24 protein-coding genes and 1 other annotated feature are annotated in these 23679 nt (G+C 36.8%); of the genes, 17 read left to right on the plus strand and 7 right to left on the minus strand.

Annotated elements, in window-relative coordinates; all coding sequences use genetic code 11:
• Positions 1–60 precede the first annotated feature (60 nt).
• Entirely contained in the window at positions 61–444 is a 384-nt protein-coding gene (gene grcA / locus C3V42_RS05990) for an autonomous glycyl radical cofactor GrcA (protein WP_005628746.1), read from the minus strand.
• A 267-nt stretch (positions 445–711) separates the two neighbouring features.
• Here grcA and ung point away from each other — a divergent pair, with 267 nt between their 5' ends.
• Positions 712–1371, plus strand: coding sequence for a uracil-DNA glycosylase (gene ung, locus C3V42_RS05995; protein ID WP_048952815.1), 660 nt, complete (start codon positions 712–714; stop codon positions 1369–1371).
• Between the two features lie 14 nt (positions 1372–1385).
• Here the strand turns inward: ung and priC are convergent, their stop codons facing one another.
• Complete coding sequence (gene priC / locus C3V42_RS06000) at positions 1386–1964, minus strand: primosomal replication protein PriC (protein WP_106013967.1); 579 nt, start codon at positions 1962–1964, stop codon at positions 1386–1388.
• A gap of 29 nt (positions 1965–1993) precedes the next feature.
• On the minus strand, positions 1994–3346 hold the full coding sequence (locus C3V42_RS06005) for a Na+/H+ antiporter family protein (RefSeq protein WP_106013968.1): 1353 nt from the start codon (positions 3344–3346) through the stop codon (positions 1994–1996).
• 103 nt (positions 3347–3449) lie between these two features.
• Positions 3450–3571 (minus strand) — a sequence feature (His leader region).
• 390 nt (positions 3572–3961) lie between these two features.
• Here C3V42_RS06005 and C3V42_RS06010 point away from each other — a divergent pair.
• The 5 genes from C3V42_RS06010 to C3V42_RS06030 all read left to right on the plus strand — a co-directional run bounded on the left by C3V42_RS06010 (position 3962) and on the right by C3V42_RS06030 (position 8466).
• Entirely contained in the window at positions 3962–4915 is a 954-nt protein-coding gene (locus C3V42_RS06010) for an ABC transporter permease (protein WP_164994249.1), read from the plus strand.
• Positions 4908–5867 carry an iron chelate uptake ABC transporter family permease subunit gene (locus C3V42_RS06015; RefSeq protein ID WP_106013970.1) on the plus strand — a complete coding sequence of 320 codons (960 nt, stop codon included), beginning with the start codon at positions 4908–4910 and terminating at the stop codon, positions 5865–5867. The genes C3V42_RS06010 and C3V42_RS06015 overlap by 8 nt, the downstream gene beginning before the upstream one ends.
• Positions 5858–6619, plus strand: coding sequence for an ATP-binding cassette domain-containing protein (locus C3V42_RS06020; RefSeq protein WP_106013971.1), 762 nt, complete (start codon positions 5858–5860; stop codon positions 6617–6619). Before C3V42_RS06015 ends, C3V42_RS06020 begins: the two co-directional genes overlap by 10 nt.
• A 10-nt stretch (positions 6620–6629) precedes the next feature.
• Positions 6630–7538: a siderophore ABC transporter substrate-binding protein gene (locus C3V42_RS06025; RefSeq protein WP_106013972.1), complete on the plus strand. Its 909-nt coding sequence runs from the start codon at positions 6630–6632 to the stop codon at positions 7536–7538.
• Between the two features lie 112 nt (positions 7539–7650).
• The gene (locus C3V42_RS06030) at positions 7651–8466 is read left to right on the plus strand and encodes an alpha/beta hydrolase-fold protein (protein WP_106014320.1); all 816 of its coding nucleotides are present in this window, start codon (positions 7651–7653) and stop codon (positions 8464–8466) included.
• Positions 8467–8534: 68 nt separating this feature from the next.
• Here C3V42_RS06030 and C3V42_RS06035 read toward each other — a convergent pair whose 3' ends face one another.
• Positions 8535–8822, minus strand: coding sequence for a YfcZ/YiiS family protein (locus tag C3V42_RS06035; RefSeq protein ID WP_106013973.1), 288 nt, complete (start codon positions 8820–8822; stop codon positions 8535–8537).
• A gap of 198 nt (positions 8823–9020) precedes the next feature.
• Here C3V42_RS06035 and C3V42_RS06040 point away from each other — a divergent pair, with 198 nt between their 5' ends.
• From C3V42_RS06040 to tsf, 5 genes are all read left to right on the plus strand, one after another.
• On the plus strand, positions 9021–10406 hold the full coding sequence (locus C3V42_RS06040) for an outer membrane protein transport protein (RefSeq protein ID WP_106013974.1): 1386 nt from the start codon (positions 9021–9023) through the stop codon (positions 10404–10406).
• A gap of 77 nt (positions 10407–10483) precedes the next feature.
• Positions 10484–11023, plus strand: coding sequence for a methylated-DNA--[protein]-cysteine S-methyltransferase (locus tag C3V42_RS06045; protein ID WP_106013975.1), 540 nt, complete (start codon positions 10484–10486; stop codon positions 11021–11023).
• Entirely contained in the window at positions 11020–11685 is a 666-nt protein-coding gene (gene mutH / locus C3V42_RS06050; protein ID WP_106013976.1) for a DNA mismatch repair endonuclease MutH, read from the plus strand. Before C3V42_RS06045 ends, mutH begins: the two co-directional genes overlap by 4 nt.
• 199 nt (positions 11686–11884) lie before the next feature.
• Positions 11885–12607: a 30S ribosomal protein S2 gene (gene rpsB / locus C3V42_RS06055; RefSeq protein ID WP_046949980.1), complete on the plus strand. Its 723-nt coding sequence runs from the start codon at positions 11885–11887 to the stop codon at positions 12605–12607.
• Positions 12608–12740: 133 nt separating this feature from the next.
• Positions 12741–13592, plus strand: coding sequence for a translation elongation factor Ts (tsf, locus tag C3V42_RS06060; protein WP_005627519.1), 852 nt, complete (start codon positions 12741–12743; stop codon positions 13590–13592).
• A gap of 185 nt (positions 13593–13777) precedes the next feature.
• On the opposite strand, the gene C3V42_RS06065 is transcribed toward tsf, so the two are convergent.
• Complete coding sequence (locus tag C3V42_RS06065) at positions 13778–15346, minus strand: sulfatase-like hydrolase/transferase (protein ID WP_106013977.1); 1569 nt, start codon at positions 15344–15346, stop codon at positions 13778–13780.
• Between the two features lie 215 nt (positions 15347–15561).
• On the opposite strand from C3V42_RS06065, the gene pyrH reads away from it, so the two are divergent.
• The 5 genes from pyrH to C3V42_RS06090 all read left to right on the plus strand — a co-directional run bounded on the left by pyrH (position 15562) and on the right by C3V42_RS06090 (position 20369).
• On the plus strand, positions 15562–16275 hold the full coding sequence (pyrH, locus tag C3V42_RS06070) for a UMP kinase (RefSeq protein ID WP_048952828.1): 714 nt from the start codon (positions 15562–15564) through the stop codon (positions 16273–16275).
• Between the two features lie 211 nt (positions 16276–16486).
• Complete coding sequence (gene accA, locus C3V42_RS06075; RefSeq protein WP_106013978.1) at positions 16487–17434, plus strand: acetyl-CoA carboxylase carboxyl transferase subunit alpha; 948 nt, start codon at positions 16487–16489, stop codon at positions 17432–17434.
• A 73-nt stretch (positions 17435–17507) separates the two neighbouring features.
• Positions 17508–18374: a pyridoxal kinase gene (gene pdxY / locus C3V42_RS06080; protein ID WP_106013979.1), complete on the plus strand. Its 867-nt coding sequence runs from the start codon at positions 17508–17510 to the stop codon at positions 18372–18374.
• Positions 18374–19672 carry a tRNA lysidine(34) synthetase TilS gene (gene tilS / locus C3V42_RS06085; RefSeq protein WP_106013980.1) on the plus strand — a complete coding sequence of 433 codons (1299 nt, stop codon included), beginning with the start codon at positions 18374–18376 and terminating at the stop codon, positions 19670–19672. Before pdxY ends, tilS begins: the two co-directional genes overlap by 1 nt.
• A 79-nt stretch (positions 19673–19751) precedes the next feature.
• Positions 19752–20369 carry a MarC family protein gene (locus C3V42_RS06090; protein WP_106013981.1) on the plus strand — a complete coding sequence of 206 codons (618 nt, stop codon included), beginning with the start codon at positions 19752–19754 and terminating at the stop codon, positions 20367–20369.
• Positions 20370–20435: 66 nt separating this feature from the next.
• Here the strand turns inward: C3V42_RS06090 and znuB are convergent, their stop codons facing one another.
• Both znuB and znuC read right to left on the minus strand, forming a co-directional pair.
• Positions 20436–21221, minus strand: a complete 786-nt coding sequence (gene znuB / locus C3V42_RS06095) for a zinc ABC transporter permease subunit ZnuB (protein WP_106013982.1) — start codon at positions 21219–21221, stop codon at positions 20436–20438.
• Positions 21221–22027 (minus strand): zinc ABC transporter ATP-binding protein ZnuC, encoded by an 807-nt coding sequence (znuC, locus tag C3V42_RS06100; protein ID WP_106013983.1) that lies wholly within the window; start codon positions 22025–22027, stop codon positions 21221–21223. The genes znuB and znuC overlap by 1 nt, the downstream gene beginning before the upstream one ends.
• Positions 22028–22204: 177 nt before the next feature.
• On the opposite strand from znuC, the gene mepM reads away from it, so the two are divergent.
• Complete coding sequence (gene mepM / locus C3V42_RS06105) at positions 22205–23647, plus strand: murein DD-endopeptidase MepM (RefSeq protein ID WP_106013984.1); 1443 nt, start codon at positions 22205–22207, stop codon at positions 23645–23647.
• Positions 23648–23679: the final 32 nt, after the last annotated feature.

Here is a 23679-nt window from a genome sequence, read left to right on the forward strand (position 1 = left end):
ATTTTAGATAAAACAAAACCCCGAATTAATTCGGGGTTTCTTTTTTCATTCAAGCTGAAATTATAGGCTTTCAGTGAAAGTACGAGTGATAACGTCGCGTTGTTGTTCCGGAGTTAAAGAGTTGAAACGTACTGCGTAACCAGAAACACGGATAGTTAATTGTGGATATTTATCTGGGTTATTTACCGCATCTTCTAAAGTTTCACGACGTAATACGTTTACGTTTAAATGTTGGCCACCTTCAACTTTAACAGTTGGTGCTACGTTTACTGGTAATTCACGGTATTCGATTTGACCTAATTCGCTCACTGCAACAACTTGGTCTTCAGCGAATTCGCCTTTTGCACATAAGCAACGAGCTTCATTTTTTTCGCTGTCTAACAACCAGAATGAATTAAGCAAATTGTCATTTGCCGCTTGAGTAATTTGAATACCTTTAATCATAATAGCCTCCTAATTGGCATTGAATAATCATAAAAACTGTATAAATTTTATCAAATAATTTGAAGGTTTCAAATTATTTTAGATTTTTTTTGATAAAGAACAGGTTATCTTTTTAGGATAATTTTAAAAACTTGATCTAAATTAAGTTTTGGTCATTTCTATAGCGGTTTATTTAAAATTGTTTAACATTAATTTAACTTTTAAGCTTTTTATTACCTTAATTTTTTTGTTTATAATAAGAACAAACTTATTAATAGGATCACAATAATGAAAACCTGGACAGATGTTATCGGAAAAGAAAAAGAACAACCTTACTTTCAACATGCACTACAACAGGTTCATCTTGCAAGAGCAAGCGGGAAAACGATTTATCCCCCACAAGAAGATGTATTTAATGCATTCAAATATACCGCTTTTGAAGATGTGAAAGTTGTGATTCTAGGTCAGGATCCCTATCATGGTCCAAACCAAGCTCATGGATTAGCTTTTTCGGTAAAACCTGAAGTAGCCATTCCCCCTTCCCTATTAAATATGTATAAAGAACTCACACAAGATATTTCTGGATTTCAAATGCCATCACATGGTTATTTAGTCAAATGGGCAGAACAAGGAGTATTGTTGCTCAACACTGTGCTTACCGTGGAGCGTGGTATGGCTCATTCACATGCTAATTTCGGTTGGGAGACATTCACCGATCGTGTTATTGCGGCGCTTAATGAACATCGTGAAAAACTCGTATTTTTACTTTGGGGCAGTCACGCACAAAAAAAAGGGCAAATTATTGACCGCACTCGTCACCTTGTTTTAACGGCTCCGCATCCTTCCCCGTTGTCAGCACATCGAGGTTTCTTTGGCTGTCATCATTTTTCCAAAACGAATAAATATTTAGAAGAAAATGGGATAAATCCCATTGATTGGCAGATTTAATATGATAATCCTCATTATAAAGTGTGATTTTCTTGTTCTTCTTTGAATGCCAAATATTCTTCTAATAGATCTATCGCATCTTGGCATTTTTGATGGCGTTGCTTATAACGTTCTGCGAGCTGTGTATGGCGAATCGCATCATCGTGAAGGGGAGATGTTCGTGCTAAATCACATTGTTCCTGGTAAAGTTTATTTAGTTTTTCTAATGCTTCATAATATTTTTCTAGACGTTCTCTTGGCGGTAACCTGTGAATGTTATGTTGTGGACTTTTAACGGGCGCGAATGTAGCTGATGAGGATTGAGTATTTAACGTATTTTTTTTGCGTGCTAATGCTTCTGAAAGCACCGTGCACTGAGCCACTAAACGTTCTGCTAGATAGGCATAGTGAGTGGGAATGTCCGATTCTAACATTTTAATCTTATCAAGCGTTTGGTTTAGCTCAGTTAGATAAAAACCGACAGTTTGCCCGTACTCACTAAATAAAGAGCGGTCAAATTTAGCAAAGATTTTTTCTTCACGTTGAGGTAAATAATCCTGATAAAGATGCTGAACTTTTTGTTCCAGACGTTGAATTAGTAATTGAATCGCCATAAAAATCCCCCAAAGGGGGATTATAATCGCTAAAGATACATAGCTGCAATCCAGCCAAACACTAATAATGGAATATTATAGTGAATAAAGGTTGGAACAACGGAATCCCAAATGTGATCGTGTTTACCATCTATATTTAATCCTGATGTTGGACCCAATGTTGAATCAGAGGCGGGGGAGCCCGCATCTCCTAAGGCGGCTGCAACACCTACAATAGCTACAGTGGCTAATGGAGAAAAACCGAAAGATAAACAAAGTGGCACATAAATGGAAGTAATAATCGGCACTGTAGAGAATGACGACCCAATTCCCATCGTAATTAATAACCCGACTAGTAACATTAGAAACGCCGCTAACCCTTTGCTCTGTACCGCACCATTACTTAAACCTTGAACCAAATCCGTGACGCCTGTTGTTGCATTAATGACATTCGCAAAACCAGATGCGGCAATCATCACAAAGCCGATCATCGCCATTAGATGTAACCCTTTTTGAAAAATATCATTACTTTCTTTCAGTTTAAAAATACCAAATACAGCAAAAATAATTAACCCGACTAGCCCACCAATAATAGTTGAACTTGTCATTAATTGCGTGGTAAATGTGGCTATAATCGCAATTACACTGGCAATAATTTGTTTTGATTTAATGTTTGCAATGTGAGCTTCAATTTCTTTTGTAGTGGGTTCTTCAATAGTAACATCATATTCACGTGGCTTACGATAACTAATAAATACAGCAATAAACAGGCCTAAAATCATACCGCTTACAGGCAAGAGCATTGCAAGAGAAACTTGTGCAACATCAGTATGTAATCCGAGAGCTTCCCCCGCTTGATTAATATTTTTTACTAAAATACTTTCAATAAAAATTTTACCGAAACCAACGGGAAGCAACATATAAGTAGCGGTTAAACCAAAGGTGAGTACACAAGCGATAGCACGGCGATCGATTTTTAAACGATTAAAAATAGAAAGGAGTGGTGGCACAACAATAGGAATAAAGGCAATATGTACGGGAAGAAGATTTTGTGATGAAATAGCAAATAAGGCGAGTACCCCAAAAATAAAATATTTAAACCATACTAAGTTGCTAGAAGTAGGCGTTTTATTCATTTTGGTAATAATTTTATAAGCAATTAAATCAGTGATACCTGATTTAGAAATCGCAATAGCAAACGCACCAAGCATCGCATAATTCATCGCCACTTCAGCACCGCCACCTAAGCCTCCAGTGAAGGTTTCAATAGTTTTACTTAAACTTAGATCACCGCAAAGCCCAGCAGTGAGAGAGGCAGTCACAAGAGCAATAATTACATTAATACGCAGTAAGCTAAGAGTGAGCAAAACAATGATCGAAATAACAACAGGATTTGATAACATTTTGTTTTTCCTTATAAATTAAATAGTGAATACTGTACTGTAAAAATTTGACGTATTGAATAAATAGTGATGTTGCATAGTATAATCTCCTTTTATCACCATAAAATAAAACCCCTCGAAAGTTGCCTTCCGAGGGGTAACATTTAGATTATCCTGTCAGCTCGGAAGAAATCTTCCAAGCACACCAAAAACCTGAAAGATTATTCAGTTAAATGGTGATGATGGTGACGACGGATAATAAACATATTAAATCTCCAAATAGATAATAGTTCCCAAGTTACTGGAAAAATAAGGAGAATGCAACAAGTTTTTATATTTTTTATAGAATAGCTATGTGAGGTTATGATTCGTTAGTTACAACCGACAGAACAGGTTTATCAGGTGGATCGATTATTTAATCAACTAAATAGTGTTGAAAGGGATAAATTAATTTCGTTAATTGAGCAAATAATCGAATGGAAAAATAGCGGAAAAAACTACCGTACTTTTATTGAGTAAAGTGATGTATTATTTTCCTGCTCTGAAAAGATAAACTACACACGTATTTAATTTAAATTTCTTTTAATCATTCAATATGCTATCCTCTTATAATCAATAATTATTCTCATTATAATGATGTTTAAACGGCGATATTGGATTTTTCTGCTTATTTTGCTTTCGGTTATTTCACTTTTTCTTGGGGTAAGTTCCGTCACTATGAGGGGCTTATTCAATTTGGAAGATAGTCAATGGCAAATATTTCTAGATAGTCGAGTGCCTCGTTTAGTAAGTATTTTGATTGCTGGTGCTTCTTTAAGTATTTGTGGGTTGGTGATGCAGCAATTAAGCAGAAACCGTTTCGTTTCTCCCACAACTGCAGGCACAATGGATAGTGCGCGTCTTGGCATTTTATTGGCCATTCTCTTTTTTCCAGGTGCATCAATGTTTTTAAAAACAGTTATTGCTGTGCTTGTTTCTTTTATTGGATCGCTATTATTTATGAGCATTCTTTCCCGTTTAAAGTTTAAAGATACTATTTTTGTGCCATTGGTGGGAATGATGTTTGGCAATGTGATCAGTTCAATCACCGCATTTATTGCATATCAACAAGATTTATTGCAAAACCTTTCTGGTTGGCTTCAAGGGGATTTTTCATTAGTGATGAGCGGGCGCTATGAATTGCTTTATTTTAGCCTGCCGATGCTGATTATTTCTTATTTATTTGCACAGCGTTTTTCGATTGTAGGAATGGGAAAAGATTTCGCTACTAATCTTGGGCTAAATTATAACCAAGTGCTTTATATAGGTTTGCTTATTGTATCGACAGTTTCATCGATTATTATTGTTTCTGTTGGGGTAATTCCTTTTCTGGGTCTTATCGTTCCAAATTTAGTGACTCTATATTTAGGTGATAATCTCAAAAAAATTCTTTCTCACACCGCACTTTTAGGTGCCGTTTTTGTATTGTTTTGCGATATTTTGGGGCGTTGTTTGATTTATCCTTATGAAATTTCTATTAATGCAGTAGTTGGTGTGATGGGAAGCGGTATTTTCTTGTATTTTTTATTGAAAAGGTACCGTTATGCGTAAATCATCCATACTTCGTATTGCGATTTTAGGCATATTAGCACTTGTCAGTATTGCATTATTTCTTGGGTATCATTTACCAAATCGTTGGCAATATGCTTTAAATAATCGGGCATTAACGATATCCGCTATTGTGATAACCAGCATTGCTATTGCCCTTGCGACGATGCTATTTCAAACAGTGGTGAATAATCGTATTCTCACGCCAAGTATTTTAGGGCTAGATTCATTGTATTTACTGATTCAAACTGGAATTTTATTTTTATTTGGTTCAAAGACATTGTTGTCTATCAATCCTTTTGTCCTATTTCTTATGAGTACAGGTGTAATGATTGGTTTTATGCTTGTGCTTTATCATTTCTTATTTAAAAGAGAATCACAAAATATTTTCTTTTTATTGCTCGTTGGTATTGTTTTTGGCACTTTTTTCGGTAGCTTAACCACCTTTATGGAGGTGTTGATTGATCCAAATGAGTTTCAAATTTCGCAAGATTTTGGTTTTGCGAGTTTTAATCGGATTAATACTAAGATTCTTTGGCTGGCGTTAGCGATGTTAGTGGCGGTGATTTTATATAGCCTACGTTACTGGAAGTATCTTGATGTGTTGGCACTAGGGCGAGAACAGGCACTGAGTCTGGGTGTGGATTATCAACATATGGTTAAAAAATTGTTGATTATTGTAGCTATTTTAACATCTGTCTCGACCGCCCTTGTCGGCCCCTTAGTTTTTTTAGGGCTTCTTGTGATGAATATCACCTTTGAATTCATGCAGGATTATCGCCATAAACTCTTGATTCCTGCTGCGATGTTACTTGCTGTATTTACGTTAGTTTGTGGGCAATTTTTATTGACACAAGTCTTTACATTCAGCACGCCGCTAAGCGTTATCATTAATTTTGTAGGCGGATTATATTTTCTTTCTTTGTTATTAAGAGCAAATAAAAAATGGCAATAGAAATTAAGCATATTTGTAAATCTTATGGCGAAAAAAAAGTGGTGGATGATGTTTCACTCGTGATCCCAACAGGAAAAATCACTTCATTTATTGGGCCAAATGGGGCGGGGAAAAGTACCGTACTGGGTATTATCAGCCGTTTATTAACAGCTGATAGTGGTGAAGTCTATTTGAATCATTTGCCATTAAAAGAACAAAAAAACACTGATATTGCACGCAAAATGGCGATATTAAAACAATCGAATCACGTTAATCTACGAATTACGGTGGAAGAATTAGTTGCGTTTGGTCGTTTTCCTTACTCGAAAGGAAACCTAACAGAAATTGACCGCACTTTTATTGATAATGCCATTAAATATATGAACTTAGATGATATTCGTGAGCAATATATTGAAAACCTGAGTGGGGGGCAACGACAACGGGCTTATATTGCTATGACACTAGCACAAGATACTGATTATATTTTGCTTGATGAACCACTGAATAATTTAGATATGAAACATTCGGTACAAATTATGCAAGTATTGAGAAAGCTTGTGACGGAACTGAACAAAACAGTAGTCATTGTGATTCATGATATTAATTTCGCCTCTTGCTATTCTGATTATATGGTTGCGATGAAGCGAGGGAAGCTGGTCGCTCAAGGCTCAGTAGATGAGATAATGCAGTCAGAGGTGTTGCTGAATATTTATGATATGGAAATTCCAATTCAAGAAATTAACCAACAAAAAATTGCCGTGTATTTTAAATAGGAGATCCCTTATGAAAACATTAAAAAAATTAACCGCACTTAGCTTTATTTTGTTTGCTTCTACGATGGCAAATGCGCAGGATATTATTGTTAAAAATGCAGCAGGAGAGCAAACCGTGCCGCAAAATCCACAAAAAGTAGTTGTGTTAGATTTTGGTGTAGCTGATACCCTACGCGCATTAGGAGAAACTGATAAAATAGTGGGCTTCCCTAAAGCAGGACATATTCCAACTTATTTAGATGAGTTTAAACAAGATAAATTTAAAGATGTTGGTTCATTACCTGAGCCAGCATTTGAGTCGATTAATGAACTGAATCCTGATCTAATTATTGCCGCACCGCGTCAACAAAAATTATTGGATAAATTGAAAGAAATTTCGCCCGTGTTCTATGTGGAAAATGATTACTCGAATTATTATCCAAGCTTCCAAGAAAATGTTACTGCATTAGGTAAAATCTTTAATAAAGAAGCACTAGCAAAAGCAAAATTAGATGCATTAGATGCTAAAGTGTCACAAGTCGCGAATGAGACAAAAGGAAAGACTGCCTTACTTGTGTTAGTGAATGAAAGTAAAATTAGTACCTTTGGTGATAATTCTCGTTATAGTATGGTCTTCCAGAAATTTGGTTTTAAACCTGCTGATCCCAATATTAAGTCATCGACACATGGTATGAGTGTTGGATTTGAGTATATTTTAGAAAAAAATCCAGATTATTTGCTTGTGGTAGATCGTACGGCGGCGGTGACAGATAAAGTCAATAATGCACAAAAGGTATTAGATAATGCCATTGTTCAACAGACTAATGCTTATAAAAATAAGCACATCATATATTTAGATGCGGCGAATTGGTATTTGGCGTTTGGTGGACTAGAATCGATGGCAGTGATTGCCGCAGAACTTGAGAAAGCCATAAAATAATTTTGACTATATCATCGGCCGTAGTAATACGGTCGATATTTTAATAATGAAACGAATCTTCTTAACTCTTTTGGCATGTATTGGTGCGTTATTGAGTGTTTTTTATACGCCCATGATTTTTGCAACTCCTGATTTTATCATTCCTAAAATTAACGAAAATATGAATACACTTTATAAGATTCATCAAAAAGACTTTCTTTTTGAAAGTAAGCCATATCGTTTATTTATTGCGGAACCTAAGGCTAACAATAAACCATTATCAGTGCTTTATATGCTTGATGGTAATGCACAATTTCCCATTGCGGTTAATACGGTGGATCCCACTCAAGCGTTGCCGCTTATTGTCGGAATTGGTTATGTGTCAGAGAATGCCTATGCCATAGCAGAACGTCAACGGGATTATACTTTTCCAGTGAATGGGGAGGATTTTAAAAATGGTGGAGGGGCTTCAGATTTTCTGCGTTTTATCCAAACCCAAGTTAAACCAGAAATTGAACAGCAATACCATATTAATCCAGAGAAACAGTTTTTCTTCGGGCATTCATTTGGTGGCCTATTCGGATTATATGTATTATTTCACCAACCTGATTTATTTCAATATTACGCATTAGCAAGTCCATCACTTTGGTGGGGGAATGGTTCATTTTTACCACAAACAATGCCTTGGATTAAGTCAAGTCCTAAGCATATATTGATCACTTTAGGTGAGTATGAAGAATATCCTGAGCGAGATCCCAAGCTTACATCAGAACAACTTCAACGTATTGAACAACGTAAGAAAATGCGACCGTTTAATGCGCCAAAATTGGCAGAGAAATTAGTACAGCAGGGTTATCCTGTGATATTTCGATGGATTTCTCATAAAAATCATGGGGATTCAATTGAGGATGCAATAAAACAAATGATGGAAGATTTACAATCAAAATAGGAAGAAGAAATTAACCGCACGTTAAAAAGTGCGGTTAATTTTTTGAGTATTTAGTGTGTTATTAAATACTAACGATTCGCCAGTTCAAAAATCATCGCTTCTGCTTGGCAACTAAAAGTGAAAGAGGCATTTAATTGAAAGCCGTTTTCAACTGCCACGATTTCGCTTTTAATTTCGCAAGGATCACTTTCTGTATCGCGAGCTTTCTTTGTTAATTGTTCCAGAGCTGCATTGGCATCAGCTTCAGTACTATAAAATTGATGTACTTCTACAGTGCAGTCAGAACCATCAATAATTGTGCCCACATCAACGCAGCTACAGGTTAAGGATTCTTCTGCTTTACATTTTACGGTCATTTTCTTTTCCTTATATGAATTTTTGTACATTTTATCATTTTTCTTATGAATGACAAAAATTGAACAAAATAGCCCATTAAATGCAAAAAGTTCCCGATAACTGGTCGGAACTCTAATAAAAACAAGGAAATGGATTTGCACTCAATAGATTCGGGTTTTAGAATCGCCCAGATTTTTATTTATAACAAAGGTTTCCAAATGAAAAAATTTAATCAATCTGTCTTAGCAACCGCAATGTTATTCGCTGCTGGTGGGGCAAGTGCGGCAGCGTTTCAATTATCTGAAGTATCGACTTCTGGTCTTGGTCGAGCATATGCAGGTGAAGCGGCGATTGCGGATAATGCCTCTGTCGTGGCAACTAACCCAGCGTTGATGAGTTTATTTAAAACGAATCAATTTTCTGTGGGGGGCGTTTATGTGGATTCTAAAATTCACATGAGTGGTCCAGTTACAGTGACTTCTCCGCTGAATCGAACCCAAAAAAATCCAACAGGTACTTTAGTAACAGGTTCTGCGCATTATAATAATGTTGTTCCTGGTTCATTGATTCCGAATATGTATTTTGTAGCACCAATCAATGACAAATTTGCTATCGGTGGTGGTATGAATGTGAATTTTGGATTGAAAAGCGAATACAGTAATACCTATGATGCAGGTACATTTGGTGGGACTACAGATTTAAGCGCAATTAATTTAAATTTAAGTGGTTCATATAAAGTAACTCAAGGGTTAAGCGCAGGATTAGGATTTAATGCTATTTATGCTAAAGCAGAAGTTCAACGTCGAGCTGGGATTTTATCAGATGCAGCGAAGAATCCAGATGTTATGACTGTTATGCTTCCTAATCTTAGAAAGATGGGACTATTTGATCGAAATACAGCAGTATCATTGAAGAGATTACGAGCACTAGAGAAAGATAGCACTATTACACATTTACAAGATAAAAATGCATGGGGTTTTGGTTGGAATGCAGGTTTAGTGTATGAGTTCAATGAAAATAACCGTGTTGGTTTAGCCTATCATTCAAAAGTTGATATTGATTTTAAAGATGATTCAGCGATTGGAAATGGGCGTACTGGTCCTGGTGGATTAACATTACACTTACCAGATTATTTAGAATTATCAGGTTTCCACCAAGTGACAGATAATTTAGCATTGCACTACAGCTATAAATTTACACATTGGAGCCGTTTCAAAGAGTTACACGCAACCTTTAATGACGGTGAGCTCGCTTTCCATAAAGATGAAAAATATCGTAGCAATTCTCGTTATGCATTAGGTGCAACCTATAATGTAAATGATAAATTAACGCTTCGTACTGGTATTGCTTATGATGAAGCTGCTGCACCAACAGAACATGCAAGTGCATCTATTCCAGATACTAATCGTATGTGGTATAGCGTAGGGACAACTTATAAATTTACCCCTAATCTTTCTATTGATGCGGGCTTTGCGCACTTACGTGGTAAAAAAATTCACTTTACCGAAAGCCAACCAATTCGAGGGTTAGCGACAATAACAGCGAATTATACCTCTAAAGCAAGCGCAAATCTTTACGGCTTAAACTTAAATTATAGTTTCTAATCCGTTAAAAAATTTAGCATAATAAAGCACACTTCCAATCGAGGTGTGCTTTTCTTTTTTATAAAACAAGGCGAAAAATGACCGCACTTTATTACACTTATTACCCCTCGCCAGTCGGACGGCTTTTGATTTTATCTGATGGTGAAAGTATTACACATATTGATTTTGAAAAAGAACAATATGTGCCTAATCCCAAATGGCTCAAGCAAGATGAATTGCCAGTTTTTCAAAAAGTGCGGTTGGCTTTTGAACGATATTTTAATGGGGAAGTTGAGCGTTTTTCCGACATTCCCTTAAAACCAGAGGGCACGGCGTTTCAACAAGCCATTTGGCAAGCCTTGCTCGAAATTGATTATGGCGAACTTTCAAGTTATGGTGAGCTGGCGTTAAGGATTAATAATCCTAAAGCAGTTCGTGCCGTGGGAGGTGCTGTAGGGAGTAATCCGATTAGTATTATTATTCCTTGTCACCGCATTTTAGGCAAAGATCGTACTTTAACTGGTTTTGGTGGTGGCTTAGAGGCAAAACGTTTTTTATTACAGTTAGAGAAAATTCCCTATATTGATAAAGGTACAGAAAATACTAAGCCTCGCTTTTTTAAGAAATATCACGAATGATTCCACAAACCCTTGAACAATTACTTTCCCAAGCGCAATCAATTGCGGGCTTAACTTTTGGAGAGTTAGCTGATGAACTGCATATTCCTGTCCCACCAGATTTAAAACGTGATAAAGGCTGGGTGGGCATATTATTAGAGCGTGCTTTAGGCGCAACGTCAGGGAGTAAAGCTGAACAGGATTTTTCTCATTTAGGTGTTGAACTTAAAACATTGCCGATTAATTCTGAGGGTTATCCTCTCGAAACGACCTTTGTGAGCCTTGCCCCATTGGTGCAAAATTCAGGGGTTAAATGGGAAAATTCTCACGTTCGTCACAAACTTTCTTGTGTACTTTGGATGCCTATTGAAGGCAGCCGTCATATTCCATTACGTGAACGCCATATCGGTGCACCAATTTTATGGAAGCCAACTGCTGAGCAAGAACGTCAATTAAAACAAGATTGGGAAGAATTGATGGATTTAATTGTACTTGGCAAATTGGATCAAATAACGGCTCGAATTGGTGAAGTGATGCAACTTCGCCCGAAGGGGGCAAATAGTCGGTCGATAACGAAAGGAATTGGGCGAAATGGTGAAGTGATAGAAACTTTACCTTTAGGATTTTATTTAAGAAAAGCATTCACAGCGGGTATTTTAAACGATTTTTTATTAAATGATTAGGCTTACTAAAGTCGCCTAAATGCCAAAATTAACTAGCATTCTACTGTGCTTTATGATATAAATCGCACCGCTGTTTTTGCCTTTCAAAAGCAGTTTTTTAATTACTAACAACACACACATATCAACAAGGCTTAATCGGGGTGCCAAACGGTCGATTAGCTGATATGTGGAGGCTCAACCCCAACAAAAGGAAAATATTATGGCACAAGTTTCAATGCGCGACATGATCAACGCGGGCGTACACTTCGGACACCAAACTCGTTACTGGAACCCACAAATGAAACCTTTCATTTTTGGTGCTCGTAACGGTGTTCACATCATCAATCTTGAAAAAACTTTACCTTTATTCAACGAAGCTTTAGCGGAATTAACTCGCATTGCTAGCAACAACGGTAAAGTATTATTCGTTGGTACAAAACGTGCAGCGTCTGAAGCAGTTCAAGCAGCAGCATTAGATTGTCAGCAATATTACGTAAACCACCGTTGGTTAGGTGGTATGTTGACTAACTGGAAAACCGTTCGTCAATCAATTAAGCGTTTAAAAGATTTAGAAACCCAATCTCAAGACGGTACTTTTGACAAATTAACCAAAAAAGAAGCGTTAATGCGTACCCGTGAGATGGAAAAACTTGAATTAAGCCTTGGCGGTATCAAAGATATGGGCGGCTTACCAGATGCGTTATTCGTTATCGGTGCAGACCACGAACATATCGCAGTTAAAGAAGCAAACAACCTAGGTATTCCTGTGTTTGCTATCGTTGATACTAACTCAACTCCAGCTGGTGTAGATTTCGTTATCCCTGGTAACGATGATGCGACTCGTGCTATCCAACTTTACGTTTCTGCAGCTGCAGCAGCGGTTAAAGAAGGTCGTGGTAACGAAGCTCAAGTTGCTGAAGAATTAGCAGCTGACGCAGAATAATTTAAGTTTTGCAATAAGGCGAAGCCCTTAATAATCAAACGATTAATTGGCATAGGGGCTAAAATTTAGCCTCTATATTTTTATCTAAAAGTGCGGTCGAGATAAACCGCATTTTCGACAGAGGATTTTAAAAATGGCTGAAATCACAGCATCATTAGTAAAAGAACTTCGTGAACGTACCGGCGCAGGTATGATGGAATGTAAAAAAGCATTAGTTGAAGCAAACGGTGATATCGAGTTAGCAATCGACAACATGCGTAAATCTGGTCAAGCTAAAGCAGCTAAAAAAGCAGGCCGTGTTGCAGCTGAAGGTGTTATCCTTGCTCGTGTAGAAAATGGTTTCGGTGTATTAGTTGAAATGAACTGTGAAACTGACTTCGTAGCAAAAGATGCTGGTTTCTTAGGTTTAGCAAACGAAGTGGCTGATTTCGCAGCAGCAAACAAAGGTACAACTATCGAAGCATTACAAGCACAATTCGAAGAAAAACGCGCTGCATTAGTCGCTAAAATCGGTGAGAACATGAATATTCGTCGTGTTGCTTACTTAGATGGTCAAGTAATTGCTCAATACTTACACGGTGCGAAAATCGGTGTATTAGTTGCAGGTCAAGGTTCAGCTGACGAACTTAAAAAAGTAGCAATGCACGTAGCTGCATCTAAACCAGAATTCGTAAATCCAGAAGATGTATCAGCAGAAGTAGTTGAACACGAACGCCAAATCCAAATCGACATCGCAGTTAACTCTGGCAAACCAAAAGAAATCGCAGAGAAAATGGTTGAAGGTCGTATGAAGAAATTCACTGGTGAAGTTTCATTAACTGGCCAACCATTTGTAATGGATCCTTCTGTATCTGTAGGCGACTTCTTAAAATCAGTAAACACTTCTGTTTCTAATTTCATCCGTTTAGAAGTAGGTGAAGGTATCGAGAAAAAAGAAGAAGATTTCGCAGCGGAAGTTGCAAAAATCACTGGCGGTAACGCATAATTTATTTTCATATTTCATGTTGAAAAAGCGGACATTATGCCCGCTTTTTTTATATAGAGAAAAAGGTTATAAAAGTTATTCTTATTTGTTCTCACAAGCGAGTTTTGTATTTTTAGTAAAGAAAAATCCTCTTGAGAGGAAAGTTTTTATGTCTATCCAGTCAAAAGGATTTAAGTATATTGATATTACTGAGCGTTAATGTTTGGGCGAATATCTATTGCTGGGTCATCATCTTTCCGATATTTCTCGTTAATTCGTTTTTGTAAACCAAAATCATCCTTATCGCTTTCATTAGAAAATAAGTCTTCCTCATGATTCAATTTGGGATTTTTAATTCCTACCCAATGTGCAATGCCTTCGAGGAAATTTAGTCCAGATTTGAAAACCTTGTATTCTTTACGTTCAGTATCGTCAGAAGATACTTTAAACAATGGAATATTGTGATGTTCACGGCTGAAACAATTTTGGTTAAACAACAAAATATTTTGTTTTTCATCTTGTTGGTGGCATAAACCATGATCAGAGAAATAAACCATAGAGAAGGTGCGGTGATTTTTTAGATTGTTTTCTTTAAGTTGCTCATATACGCGTTTTAAAAATTCATCAGTTTTTTTAATTGAGGAGATATAACAATTTAAGTAGCCATATTTAGGCGCAATCTTATTATCATCAAAGATTTTTGGGTAATCCTCTACACGATCGCATGCTAATGGGTGTGAGCCATAGATATGGAGCACGATAAAACGTTTTCCCTGAATAGGGTTTTCTAACACTTTGGCAAATTTTGGTAATAAATCAAAATCGCTGAAGTTGGTTGAATTAAAGCTTCCTCCTTTTTTTAAAAATATCGTTTCATCTGCTTTTGAGGCCAGTGATGAAACGGGGGTATCGAATTCTCCTAACATACCTTGATTTGAAAGCCAGTATGTTTTAATTCCTGCTGATTTTACTAAATCAATAAGACTTAAATTATAATTTGGTTCCCATTTTTCTTTGTTTGGTAAGGTTAGCATGAGACGAAGTGATGATACGGTATTGGTTCCTGCAGAGCGAAAACCATCAATTAATATGCCTTTTGAATTTGACATAAAGGGGGTATTTTCAATTGGATACCCATAAGCATGATGATAATCTTTACGGGCACTTTCACCCAATACAATGACGTAATCATCATAAGGAGAATTTTCCAAAGTAGATTTTCCCCAATCATCTGATTGAGACATTTTTTTGAGTTTTTGCACCTCATCGAGAATTTTGACAGTGGAATCAATGGTTTCTTTTAATGGGGCTGAAATAGGTAAATGATAAGCAAAGAGTAAGGTAGTAAAAACAATAAAGGTTTTATTTTGATAAAATTTTATGTCAAATTTGACCGCACTTTTATATTGCACAAAGATAAGAATAGGAATAGAAAAAGCAATTAAATAGCTACTTATAGGAATCTGTAAGAGAAATTCTTTAGTTTCTAACATATCTGTTGCAAAAAGAGAGGCGATATATTGATAACTTGGTGCACCAAAATTTAACCCCGTAGGCGTATAAATTGCATGAAGTAATGAAAGAGGAAGTAAAATAAAATAGAATGTTTTTTTACTGCTACTAAGTAAAATAATGACCGCTGCCGTTAGTAAAATGAGCGTCAAATTTGGTTGGTTAAACATACCTGAACCAATCAAAATAAAATAGCCCGCAAGTAATGCGCAAATGAGTATAAAAAGTGCGGGAAAAACTAGCCATGTTTTTTTAGTGTTCATAATTACCTTCTGTTAAAAGAAAAGTGTAGGGTTTGTTGATATATCAAAACTATTTGTATTGGTTGCTTGAAATAGCCCTATCGTAAATATTTTAGATTAGACTTATGCGCTCAATATTATCCACCTTTTACACATAAATTCCATCTTAAACTTCTTCACTCTTGCTAGGTTATTTTATAAAATAAGCCGATTTTTAAAGCCAAAAGGAAAAAATAATGAGCCAACCAATTTACAAACGTATTTTATTAAAATTAAGTGGTGAAGCATTACAAGGGGAAGAAGGTTTTGGCATTGATCCATCAATTCTTGATCGTATGGCATTAGAGATTAAAGAGCTTGTAGAAATGGGGGTTGAAGTCGGTGTTGTCCTTGGTGGCGGAAATTTATTCCGTGGCGCGAAATTAGCAAAAGCGGGAATGAATCGCGTTGTAGGCGATCATATGGGAATGCTTGCTACCGTAATGAATGGTTTAGCAATGCGTGATTCGTTATTTCGTGCGGATGTAAATGCGAAATTAATGTCTGCATTTCAGTTAAATGGAATTTGCGACACTTACAATTGGTCTGAGGCGATCAAAATGTTACGCGAGAAACGAGTTGTGATTTTCTCTGCAGGGACTGGAAGCCCATTCTTTACAACCGATTCTGCTGCTTGTTTACGTGGTATTGAAATTGAAGCAGACGTGGTATTAAAAGCGACAAAAGTCGATGGGGTTTATGATTGTGATCCAGCAAAAAATGCTGATGCAAAACTTTATAAGCAACTAAGTTATGCAGAGGTTATTGATAAAGAATTACAAGTGATGGATTTAGCCGCATTTACACTTGCACGAGATCATCATATGCCGATTCGAGTGTTCAATATGGGAAAACCGGGTGCATTACGTCGTGTTGTAATGGGAACGGAAGAAGGAACAATCATTTCTTAATCATTTAAAAAGATAGAATATAGCTTCATATAAAAATGGTATATACGTATAAGCAATACCATTTTTGCTTTTTAATGTGTGGTTATAGATCTGTTTTTTTCCTATTATTTTCTCCGCTACTTATCTTCCCCAACCAGTGAAAACCATTTGCGCCATACTTTAATTCTTGATAAAGTGCAGTCGGTTTTTACGGTCTTTTTAGGATAAGAAAATGAGCCAAGAATATTTAGATTTTGAATTGCCGATTGCAGAATTAGAAGCAAAAATTGAAGCATTACGAGCAGCATCGGATGATAAAGTTGATTTAACTGATGAAATCAAACGCTTACAAAAGAAAAGTAACGAACTCACTAAAAAAACCTTTGCTAACCTCGATGCTTGGCAAGTTTCACGTATGGCGCGTCATCCAAACCGCCCTTATACACTCGATTATATCGAACATATTTTTACTGAATTTGAAGAACTTGCAGGTGATCGCGCATTTGCTAATGATAAAGCGATCGTGGGCGGTCTTGCACGTTTAGATGGCCGCCCAGTGATGGTGATTGGCCATCAAAAAGGTCGTTCCGTAAAAGAAAAAGTACAACGCAATTTTGGTATGCCAGCACCTGAAGGCTATCGTAAAGCTTTACGCTTAATGGAAATGGCGGAACGTTTTAAATTGCCAATTATCACATTTATTGACACGCCGGGAGCTTATCCAGGTATCGGCGCAGAAGAACGTGGTCAAGCGGAAGCTATTGCTCGCAATTTACGCGAAATGGCACAACTTACCGTTCCCGTTATTTGTACCGTTATCGGTGAGGGCGGTTCTGGCGGTGCGTTAGCTATTGGCGTGGGCGATAAAGTTAATATGTTGCAGTATTCCACTTATTCTGTTATCTCGCCTGAAGGCTGTGCTTCTATTCTTTGGAAAAGTGCAGAAAAAGCATCAACAGCAGCTGAAGTAATGGGATTAACCGCAAGCCGTTTAAAAGAATTAAATCTCATCGATAGCATTGTGCAAGAACCTTTAGGTGGCGCACATCGTAATTATCTAGAAATGGCTGAAAACTTAAAACTTCGTTTAAAAGAAGATTTGGCTGAGCTCGATGAACTAAGCAAAGAAGAATTATTAAATAGACGCTATGAACGTTTAATGTCTTACGGTTATTGCTAACTAACATTCTAAAAGAGCGGTGATTTTTGCCGGTCTTTTTTGATCTAAATATAACAACAAAGGAGCAAACATAATGAAAAACGTACTTTCGATCCAATCCCACGTGGTCTATGGTTTTGCGGGAAACAAATCCGCGACTTTTCCAATGCAGTTGTTAGGCGTCGATGTATGGGCATTAAATACCGTTCAATTTTCTAATCACACCCAATACGGAAAATGGACAGGCATGGTCATTCCACAAGAACAAATCCGAGAAATTGTGACCGGACTCGATAACATTGAAAAACTACAAGAATGTGACGCCTTACTATCAGGTTACTTAGGTTCTGCGGAACAAGTTGATCAAATTCTTTTTGCCTTAGAACAAATCAAACTGCGTAATCCAAATGCGCTTTATTTATGTGACCCAGTGATGCCACATCCGAAAAAAATCTGCGTAGTTGCCAATGGTGTTCGCGAAGCGCTTATTGAAAAAGCTATCCCAGTGGCGGATATCATGACGCCAAACTTGCATGAATTACGCCAACTAACCGAATTCCCAATTAATACCTTTGATGATGTGTTAAAAGCGGTGAATGCATTAATTGCAAAAGGCGTGAAGAAAGTTCTCGTTAAACATTTGGGCAGTGCAGGTAAAATTAACGATCCTGATACATTTGAAATTATTATGGCAACCCCTGAAGGGGTTTGGCATTTAAGCCGTCCACTTTATCAATTCAACTTTGAACCAGTGGGCGTGGGCGATTTAATCGCTGGGACATTCTTAGCAAATTTACTCAATGGAAAATCTGATGTAGAAGCCTTTGAAACGATGAATAACGAAGTAGCAGGCGTAATGAAAACCACCTTTGAACTAGGTTCTTACGAATTACAACCGATTGCCGCACGTTTTGAAATCCTCAATCCAAGCAGCCATTATAAAGCTGAAAAAGTTGCCTAATGGACTTACTTTTAGGCATTGAAAAACAACTCAAACAAACCTCTGCTCAAGGGTTTCTTATCGCCTTGAGTGGTGGTTTGGATTCCACTGTACTCCTTTCTTTATTTGCAAAACTTCGTCAAAAACGACCGCACTTACAACCTTTATCTATACGAGCAATCCACATTCATCACGGCTTAAGCCCTAATGCAGACAGTTGGGCTAAACACTGCCAAGACTTATGCGATCAATTTCAAATTCCGTTGATTGTCGAGCGAGTACAAGTAGATAAAACCAATGGTATTGAGGCTGGGGCGCGTGAAGCACGCTATCAAGCCATAAAAAAATATCTTCAAACGCAAGAAATGCTGGTTACTGCGCATCATCTAAACGATCAAACAGAAACCTTTTTCTTAGCGCTAAAACGTGGCAATGGGCTACAAGGCTTAGGCGCCATGCAACAACAAAGTGTATTATTCGGCATGTCAATTTTTCGCCCTTTGTTAGGTTTTACTCGCCCACAGTTAGAAGATTATGCGCAAAAAGAAAAACTTAACTGGATTACAGATGAAAGTAATGAGGATAATCGATACGATCGTAATTTCTTGCGCAATGAAATTTTGCCAGAATTACGTGAACGCTGGGCTCATTTTGATTTAGCCGTACAGCGTTCTGCTCAACATTGTTTTGAGCAACAACAGTTAATTAATGATTTATTGAGTAAAGCCTTTGCAGAACATTGTCAAATTAAAAACCAATTTAAACTGCTCCAATTTTGCCAATATTCATCCGCAAAACAGACCGCACTTTTGCGTATGTGGCTTGCGGAGAACCAACTTGAAATGCCAAGTAAACGCCAGCTTACACAACTTATTAATAATGTTATTTTAGCAAGGGAAGATGCGAATCCTCAATTTCAGCTTGTAAATAAAGTCATTCGACGTTATCAGGGCAGTTTATATTTAACTAATCCGTTTTCTGATCTAACCAAATGCTGCCTAAAATTAGAAAAAAGCACGTTAAGTTTACCTGATAATTTAGGCAATCTCACAGTTCAAGAAAATGAACACAATCTGATTTTCTACTGGCAGGATTACTCTGTTACGCTAGAAAAAACGGACTTGCCTATTTCTATTCGCTTTGGCTATTCTGGAAAAATTAAACATCATCCGAAACGCCCAAGAGAAGATATAAAAAAAATTTGGCAATCACTTGATATTCCCCCTTGGCAGAGAAATCGAATTCCACTTATTTTTTATGGTGATGAATTAAAAAGTGCGGTAGGTTTTTTCTGTGTTTTTAAATCAAATGAAAAATGATAGAAAACCAACCGCACTTCATATCATTTCTTTGCTAGAATCAGAAACTATGGTTTTTAGTGATAAATAAGGAACGTAAATGTTTGATTCTCTTGTTGTTCAGTTTGTCGTGTTATGGGCTGTGATTGATCCTATCGGTTCTATTCCTGTTTATCTTTCGAAAACGATTGGTTTTTCATTAGATGAACGTAGGAAAATTGCGCGTAATGCGGTGATTATTTCAGCCGGTATTTTGCTTTTCTTTTTGATTGGTGGACAAATTCTTTTTGAAGCGATGAAGGTGCCTTTACCTGCATTCCAAATTGCGGGTGGTTTAGTGCTTTTTTTATTTGCTTTAAGTATGATTTTTGGTGAAAGTAAGCTAGAACAAGAAATAAAGATGAAGGTGAATATTACGGAAATTGCGGTTTATCCTCTTGCGGTTCCCTCTATAGCCTCTCCTGGTGCAATGATGGCCATTGTACTTTTAACAGATAACCATCGTTTTAATTTTACAGAACAATTTATTACGGCGGGAATTATGTTAGCAGTATTATTAATCACTTATTTATTATTACTTGGTGCAAATCGCATTCAACATTTTATTGGTAATGCAGGGGCTGCAATTATTAGTCGTGTGATGGGATTAATTTTAGCGACAGTTGCTGTGAATAATGTGTTAATTGGTTTAAAAGATTTTTTTGTACAAATAGCATAGTTAGCAATGTTATTTCATAATTTTAGGACAGACACTGAATTTGGTGTCTGTCTTTTTTATTATGTTTTATAAGCGTTCTTTTTTAATCAAGGATAATACAAATAAAAATGCAGAACATATTACAACAGAAGGACCTGCTGCAGTATCGTAAAATACTGAGAGTATTAAACCACCGATAATGGAAAGCATACTGATTATGGTGGCATAACACACCATTGATTCAGGGGTTCGTGCAAAACGACGCGCAGTAGCGGCAGGGATAATCAAGAGTGATGTAATGATTAATGCACCAACAAATTTCATACTAAGTGCGATTGTCAGTGCGGTTAAAATCATTAAAACAAAGCGCATTTTTTTTATATTGATACCTTCTACTTGGGCAAGTTCAGGCGATACGGTTGTAGAAAGTAAGTCATGCCAAAAATATACTAAGGTTGCTAATATGATGATAACACCTATACCAATATAAATAAGATCGGTATAGTTAATTGCTAGTAAATCACCAAATAAATAACTCATTAAATCAACACGAACATTTTTTAATAATCCAACTGTTACCACCCCAAGAGATAAACAGCTGTGAGCAATAATTCCAAGTAATGTATCAATAGAAAATTGTGTATTGCTTTCTAACCATACCATTGCAATGGTGAGAATGAGGGTAAGTATAATGATTGCGATATAGGGATTTACTTGAAAGAAAATACCTAAGGCCACGCCAAATAATGCGGAGTGAGATAGCGTATCACCAAAGTAAGCCATTTTCCGCCATACCACGAAAACACCGAGTGGGGCAGTAATAAGTGAAAGTAAAATGCCTGTTAGAAAAGCAGGAAATAAAATTTCAAACATTATTTATCCTTATTTTGACAATGCACTGCTGATGAATTACAACCGCACACATCACCGTGTAAGGTATGGTGATGATTGTGATGATGGGTATAAAAGCCGACATTTTGTGCGAGCTGATTTCCCCATAAACGCATAAATTTTGGATCATTTGAGAGAACATCGGGTGTACCTGCACAGCAAATATGTTGGTTAATACACAATACTTCTTTACTATCCGCCATCACAATGTGTAAATCGTGTGATACCATCAATACGGCACAATTTAATTTTTGTTGGGTCTGATGAATGAGCTGATAAAGCTCTTCTTGACCCGTAATGTCTACACCTTGGGTGGGTTCGTCTAGCACAAGTAAATTTGGTTTATTTAAAATTGCACGCGCCAATAATACGCGTTGCATTTCACCGCCAGAAAGTTTTTGCATATTACTTTTGCGTAAATGTGAAATCGAAAGTTGCTCAAGTGCGGTAGATATTTCTTGTGTTTTAAGACCTCTTTTTAGCGAAAGAAATCGCTCAACCGTAATAGGCAAACTATGATCCAAATGAATTTTTTGTGGCACATAGCCAATGCGAACATTTTTACTGTAAATCACTTCACCGGAAGTGGGTGTTTGTAGTTTTAATAAAGTTTTTAATAACGTTGATTTGCCGCCACCATTTGGCCCAACAATAGTGATAATAGAATTTGGATAGATATTTAAATTGATATTTTGTAATGCTGTTTTTTGTGAAAAAACGACACTAATATTTTTTAGCTGAATTAATGGGGGTAAATCAGGTTGACTGTGAATAGCTGTTATATTCATAAAATCGCTGCACTTTTGAGATTAGCTGGTCAAAATAGCGCATTTTGATCGATTCCTCAAGAACTTATGCTTTATGATGAATATTTAGGCGTTTGATTGAGACTTTTTCAGGTAAAATGAATTTTCTTTTTAATTTGCAGTCTGAGTGCTGAAAACTTTTTAATTTTAGGAAATCCTGTGCAACACGTAAAATTAGCTCGAGATAGACGGAAAAAGCGTTCTCGCATTAAAGCGGGCGTTTTTTTTATTGCTATTTTGATGATTTTTACTGGGATTTTACTTACGCTTAAAGATAATGTTGAAAACCATTCTGAATCCAGTCAAATGATGCCGACTGTTGTTGATGGTGTGGCATATCAATCTTTGAACTCATCACCTAAGGATGAGACGATTACAACGCATCCAGTTTCTCATGATGAAGCAACCTCTTATGATGATGAATTACAGGCTCATGATGATGAGGTTGAAGAAGTAAAACCATTCTTAGATGATTTGGATGATCTTCCACAAAATGCCCAAGATGCACTAAGTGGTTTATTAGATGCAGCTGATCAGGCTATTCGAATTACCGATCAATTTAGCCATACCGTTACAAGTGGTGATACTTTAAAAGATGTACTTGAACTTTCTGGTTTGGAAGATGATACTGCAAAGCGTTTAATTGACACGGATTCTCAATTGGCCCATTTGAATGCAGGTCAACAAATTTATTGGATTTTAGATAAAAATGATAATTTAGAATACTTAAATTGGCTTGTTTCAGAAAAAGAAGAGCGAGTTTATGAGCGTTTAGAAAATGGAACGTTTAAACGTCAAGTTATTGAGAAGAAAAGTGTTTGGCGGAAAGAAGTATTAAAAGGTGAGATTAATGGTACTTTTGCCGCAAGTTTGAAAGCTCAAGGATTGGATAATCGTCAGATTAATCAATTAACAACTGCACTTCAATGGCAAGTGAGTATTCAGAAATTGAAAAAAGGAACTAAATTTGCAATTTTAGTTTCTCGTGAATATTTAGATGATAAATTAACTGGACAAGGTAACGTTGAAGCGTTGCACCTTTCATTTGAAGGTAAGAGTTATTATGCTGTGCAAGCAACAAATGGTCGTTATTATAGTCAACAAGGGGAGACCCTAGGTAAAGGTTTTGCTCGTTATCCATTACAACGTCAAGCACGGGTTTCTTCACCATTTAATCCGAATCGTCGTCATCCGGTAACTGGACGTATAAGACCACATAAAGGGGTGGATTTCTCTGTTCCACAAGACACACCGATTATCGCCCCTGCAGATGGCGTAGTTGAAAAAGTAGCTTATCAAGCTGGTGGTGCTGGTCGTTATATTGTCGTTCGACATGGTCGAGAATATCAAACGGTTTACATGCATTTAAGCAAGCCACTTGTGCGTGCAGGACAAGAAATCAAAAAAGGGGAAAGAATAGCACTTTCAGGTAACACTGGCATTTCAACAGGCCCACATTTGCATTATGAATTTCATATTAATGGGCGAGCAGTTAATCCGTTGACGATTAAATTGCCAGGCACAAGTAGTGGAATGGGCACTGCTGAACGGAAACAATTCCTTGTTCGTGCACGTGAAGCAGAGCGAATGTTAAAATTATAGTCACATAAAGTGCGGTCAAGATTGGCCGCATT

It is taken from the genome of Haemophilus sp. oral taxon 036 (assembly GCF_002998595.1).
Taxonomy (GTDB): Bacteria; Pseudomonadota; Gammaproteobacteria; order Enterobacterales; family Pasteurellaceae; genus Haemophilus; species Haemophilus haemolyticus_K.

Bases quoted from the DNA above. Each gene is read 5' to 3' on its own strand.
- grcA (WP_005628746.1), bottom strand. From the start codon at position 444: ATGATTAAAGGTATTCAAATTACTCAAGCGGCAAATGACAATTTGCTT.
- ung (WP_048952815.1), top strand. From the start codon at position 712: ATGAAAACCTGGACAGATGTTATCGGAAAAGAAAAAGAACAACCTTAC.
- priC (WP_106013967.1), bottom strand. From the start codon at position 1,964: ATGGCGATTCAATTACTAATTCAACGTCTGGAACAAAAAGTTCAGCAT.
- C3V42_RS06005 (WP_106013968.1), bottom strand. From the start codon at position 3,346: ATGTTATCAAATCCTGTTGTTATTTCGATCATTGTTTTGCTCACTCTT.
- C3V42_RS06010 (WP_164994249.1), top strand. From the start codon at position 3,962: ATGTTTAAACGGCGATATTGGATTTTTCTGCTTATTTTGCTTTCGGTT.
- C3V42_RS06015 (WP_106013970.1), top strand. From the start codon at position 4,908: ATGCGTAAATCATCCATACTTCGTATTGCGATTTTAGGCATATTAGCA.
- C3V42_RS06020 (WP_106013971.1), top strand. From the start codon at position 5,858: ATGGCAATAGAAATTAAGCATATTTGTAAATCTTATGGCGAAAAAAAA.
- C3V42_RS06025 (WP_106013972.1), top strand. From the start codon at position 6,630: ATGAAAACATTAAAAAAATTAACCGCACTTAGCTTTATTTTGTTTGCT.
- C3V42_RS06030 (WP_106014320.1), top strand. From the start codon at position 7,651: ATGATTTTTGCAACTCCTGATTTTATCATTCCTAAAATTAACGAAAAT.
- C3V42_RS06035 (WP_106013973.1), bottom strand. From the start codon at position 8,822: ATGACCGTAAAATGTAAAGCAGAAGAATCCTTAACCTGTAGCTGCGTT.
- C3V42_RS06040 (WP_106013974.1), top strand. From the start codon at position 9,021: ATGAAAAAATTTAATCAATCTGTCTTAGCAACCGCAATGTTATTCGCT.
- C3V42_RS06045 (WP_106013975.1), top strand. From the start codon at position 10,484: ATGACCGCACTTTATTACACTTATTACCCCTCGCCAGTCGGACGGCTT.
- mutH (WP_106013976.1), top strand. From the start codon at position 11,020: ATGATTCCACAAACCCTTGAACAATTACTTTCCCAAGCGCAATCAATT.
- rpsB (WP_046949980.1), top strand. From the start codon at position 11,885: ATGGCACAAGTTTCAATGCGCGACATGATCAACGCGGGCGTACACTTC.
- tsf (WP_005627519.1), top strand. From the start codon at position 12,741: ATGGCTGAAATCACAGCATCATTAGTAAAAGAACTTCGTGAACGTACC.
- C3V42_RS06065 (WP_106013977.1), bottom strand. From the start codon at position 15,346: ATGAACACTAAAAAAACATGGCTAGTTTTTCCCGCACTTTTTATACTC.
- pyrH (WP_048952828.1), top strand. From the start codon at position 15,562: ATGAGCCAACCAATTTACAAACGTATTTTATTAAAATTAAGTGGTGAA.
- accA (WP_106013978.1), top strand. From the start codon at position 16,487: ATGAGCCAAGAATATTTAGATTTTGAATTGCCGATTGCAGAATTAGAA.
- pdxY (WP_106013979.1), top strand. From the start codon at position 17,508: ATGAAAAACGTACTTTCGATCCAATCCCACGTGGTCTATGGTTTTGCG.
- tilS (WP_106013980.1), top strand. From the start codon at position 18,374: ATGGACTTACTTTTAGGCATTGAAAAACAACTCAAACAAACCTCTGCT.
- C3V42_RS06090 (WP_106013981.1), top strand. From the start codon at position 19,752: ATGTTTGATTCTCTTGTTGTTCAGTTTGTCGTGTTATGGGCTGTGATT.
- znuB (WP_106013982.1), bottom strand. From the start codon at position 21,221: ATGTTTGAAATTTTATTTCCTGCTTTTCTAACAGGCATTTTACTTTCA.
- znuC (WP_106013983.1), bottom strand. From the start codon at position 22,027: ATGAATATAACAGCTATTCACAGTCAACCTGATTTACCCCCATTAATT.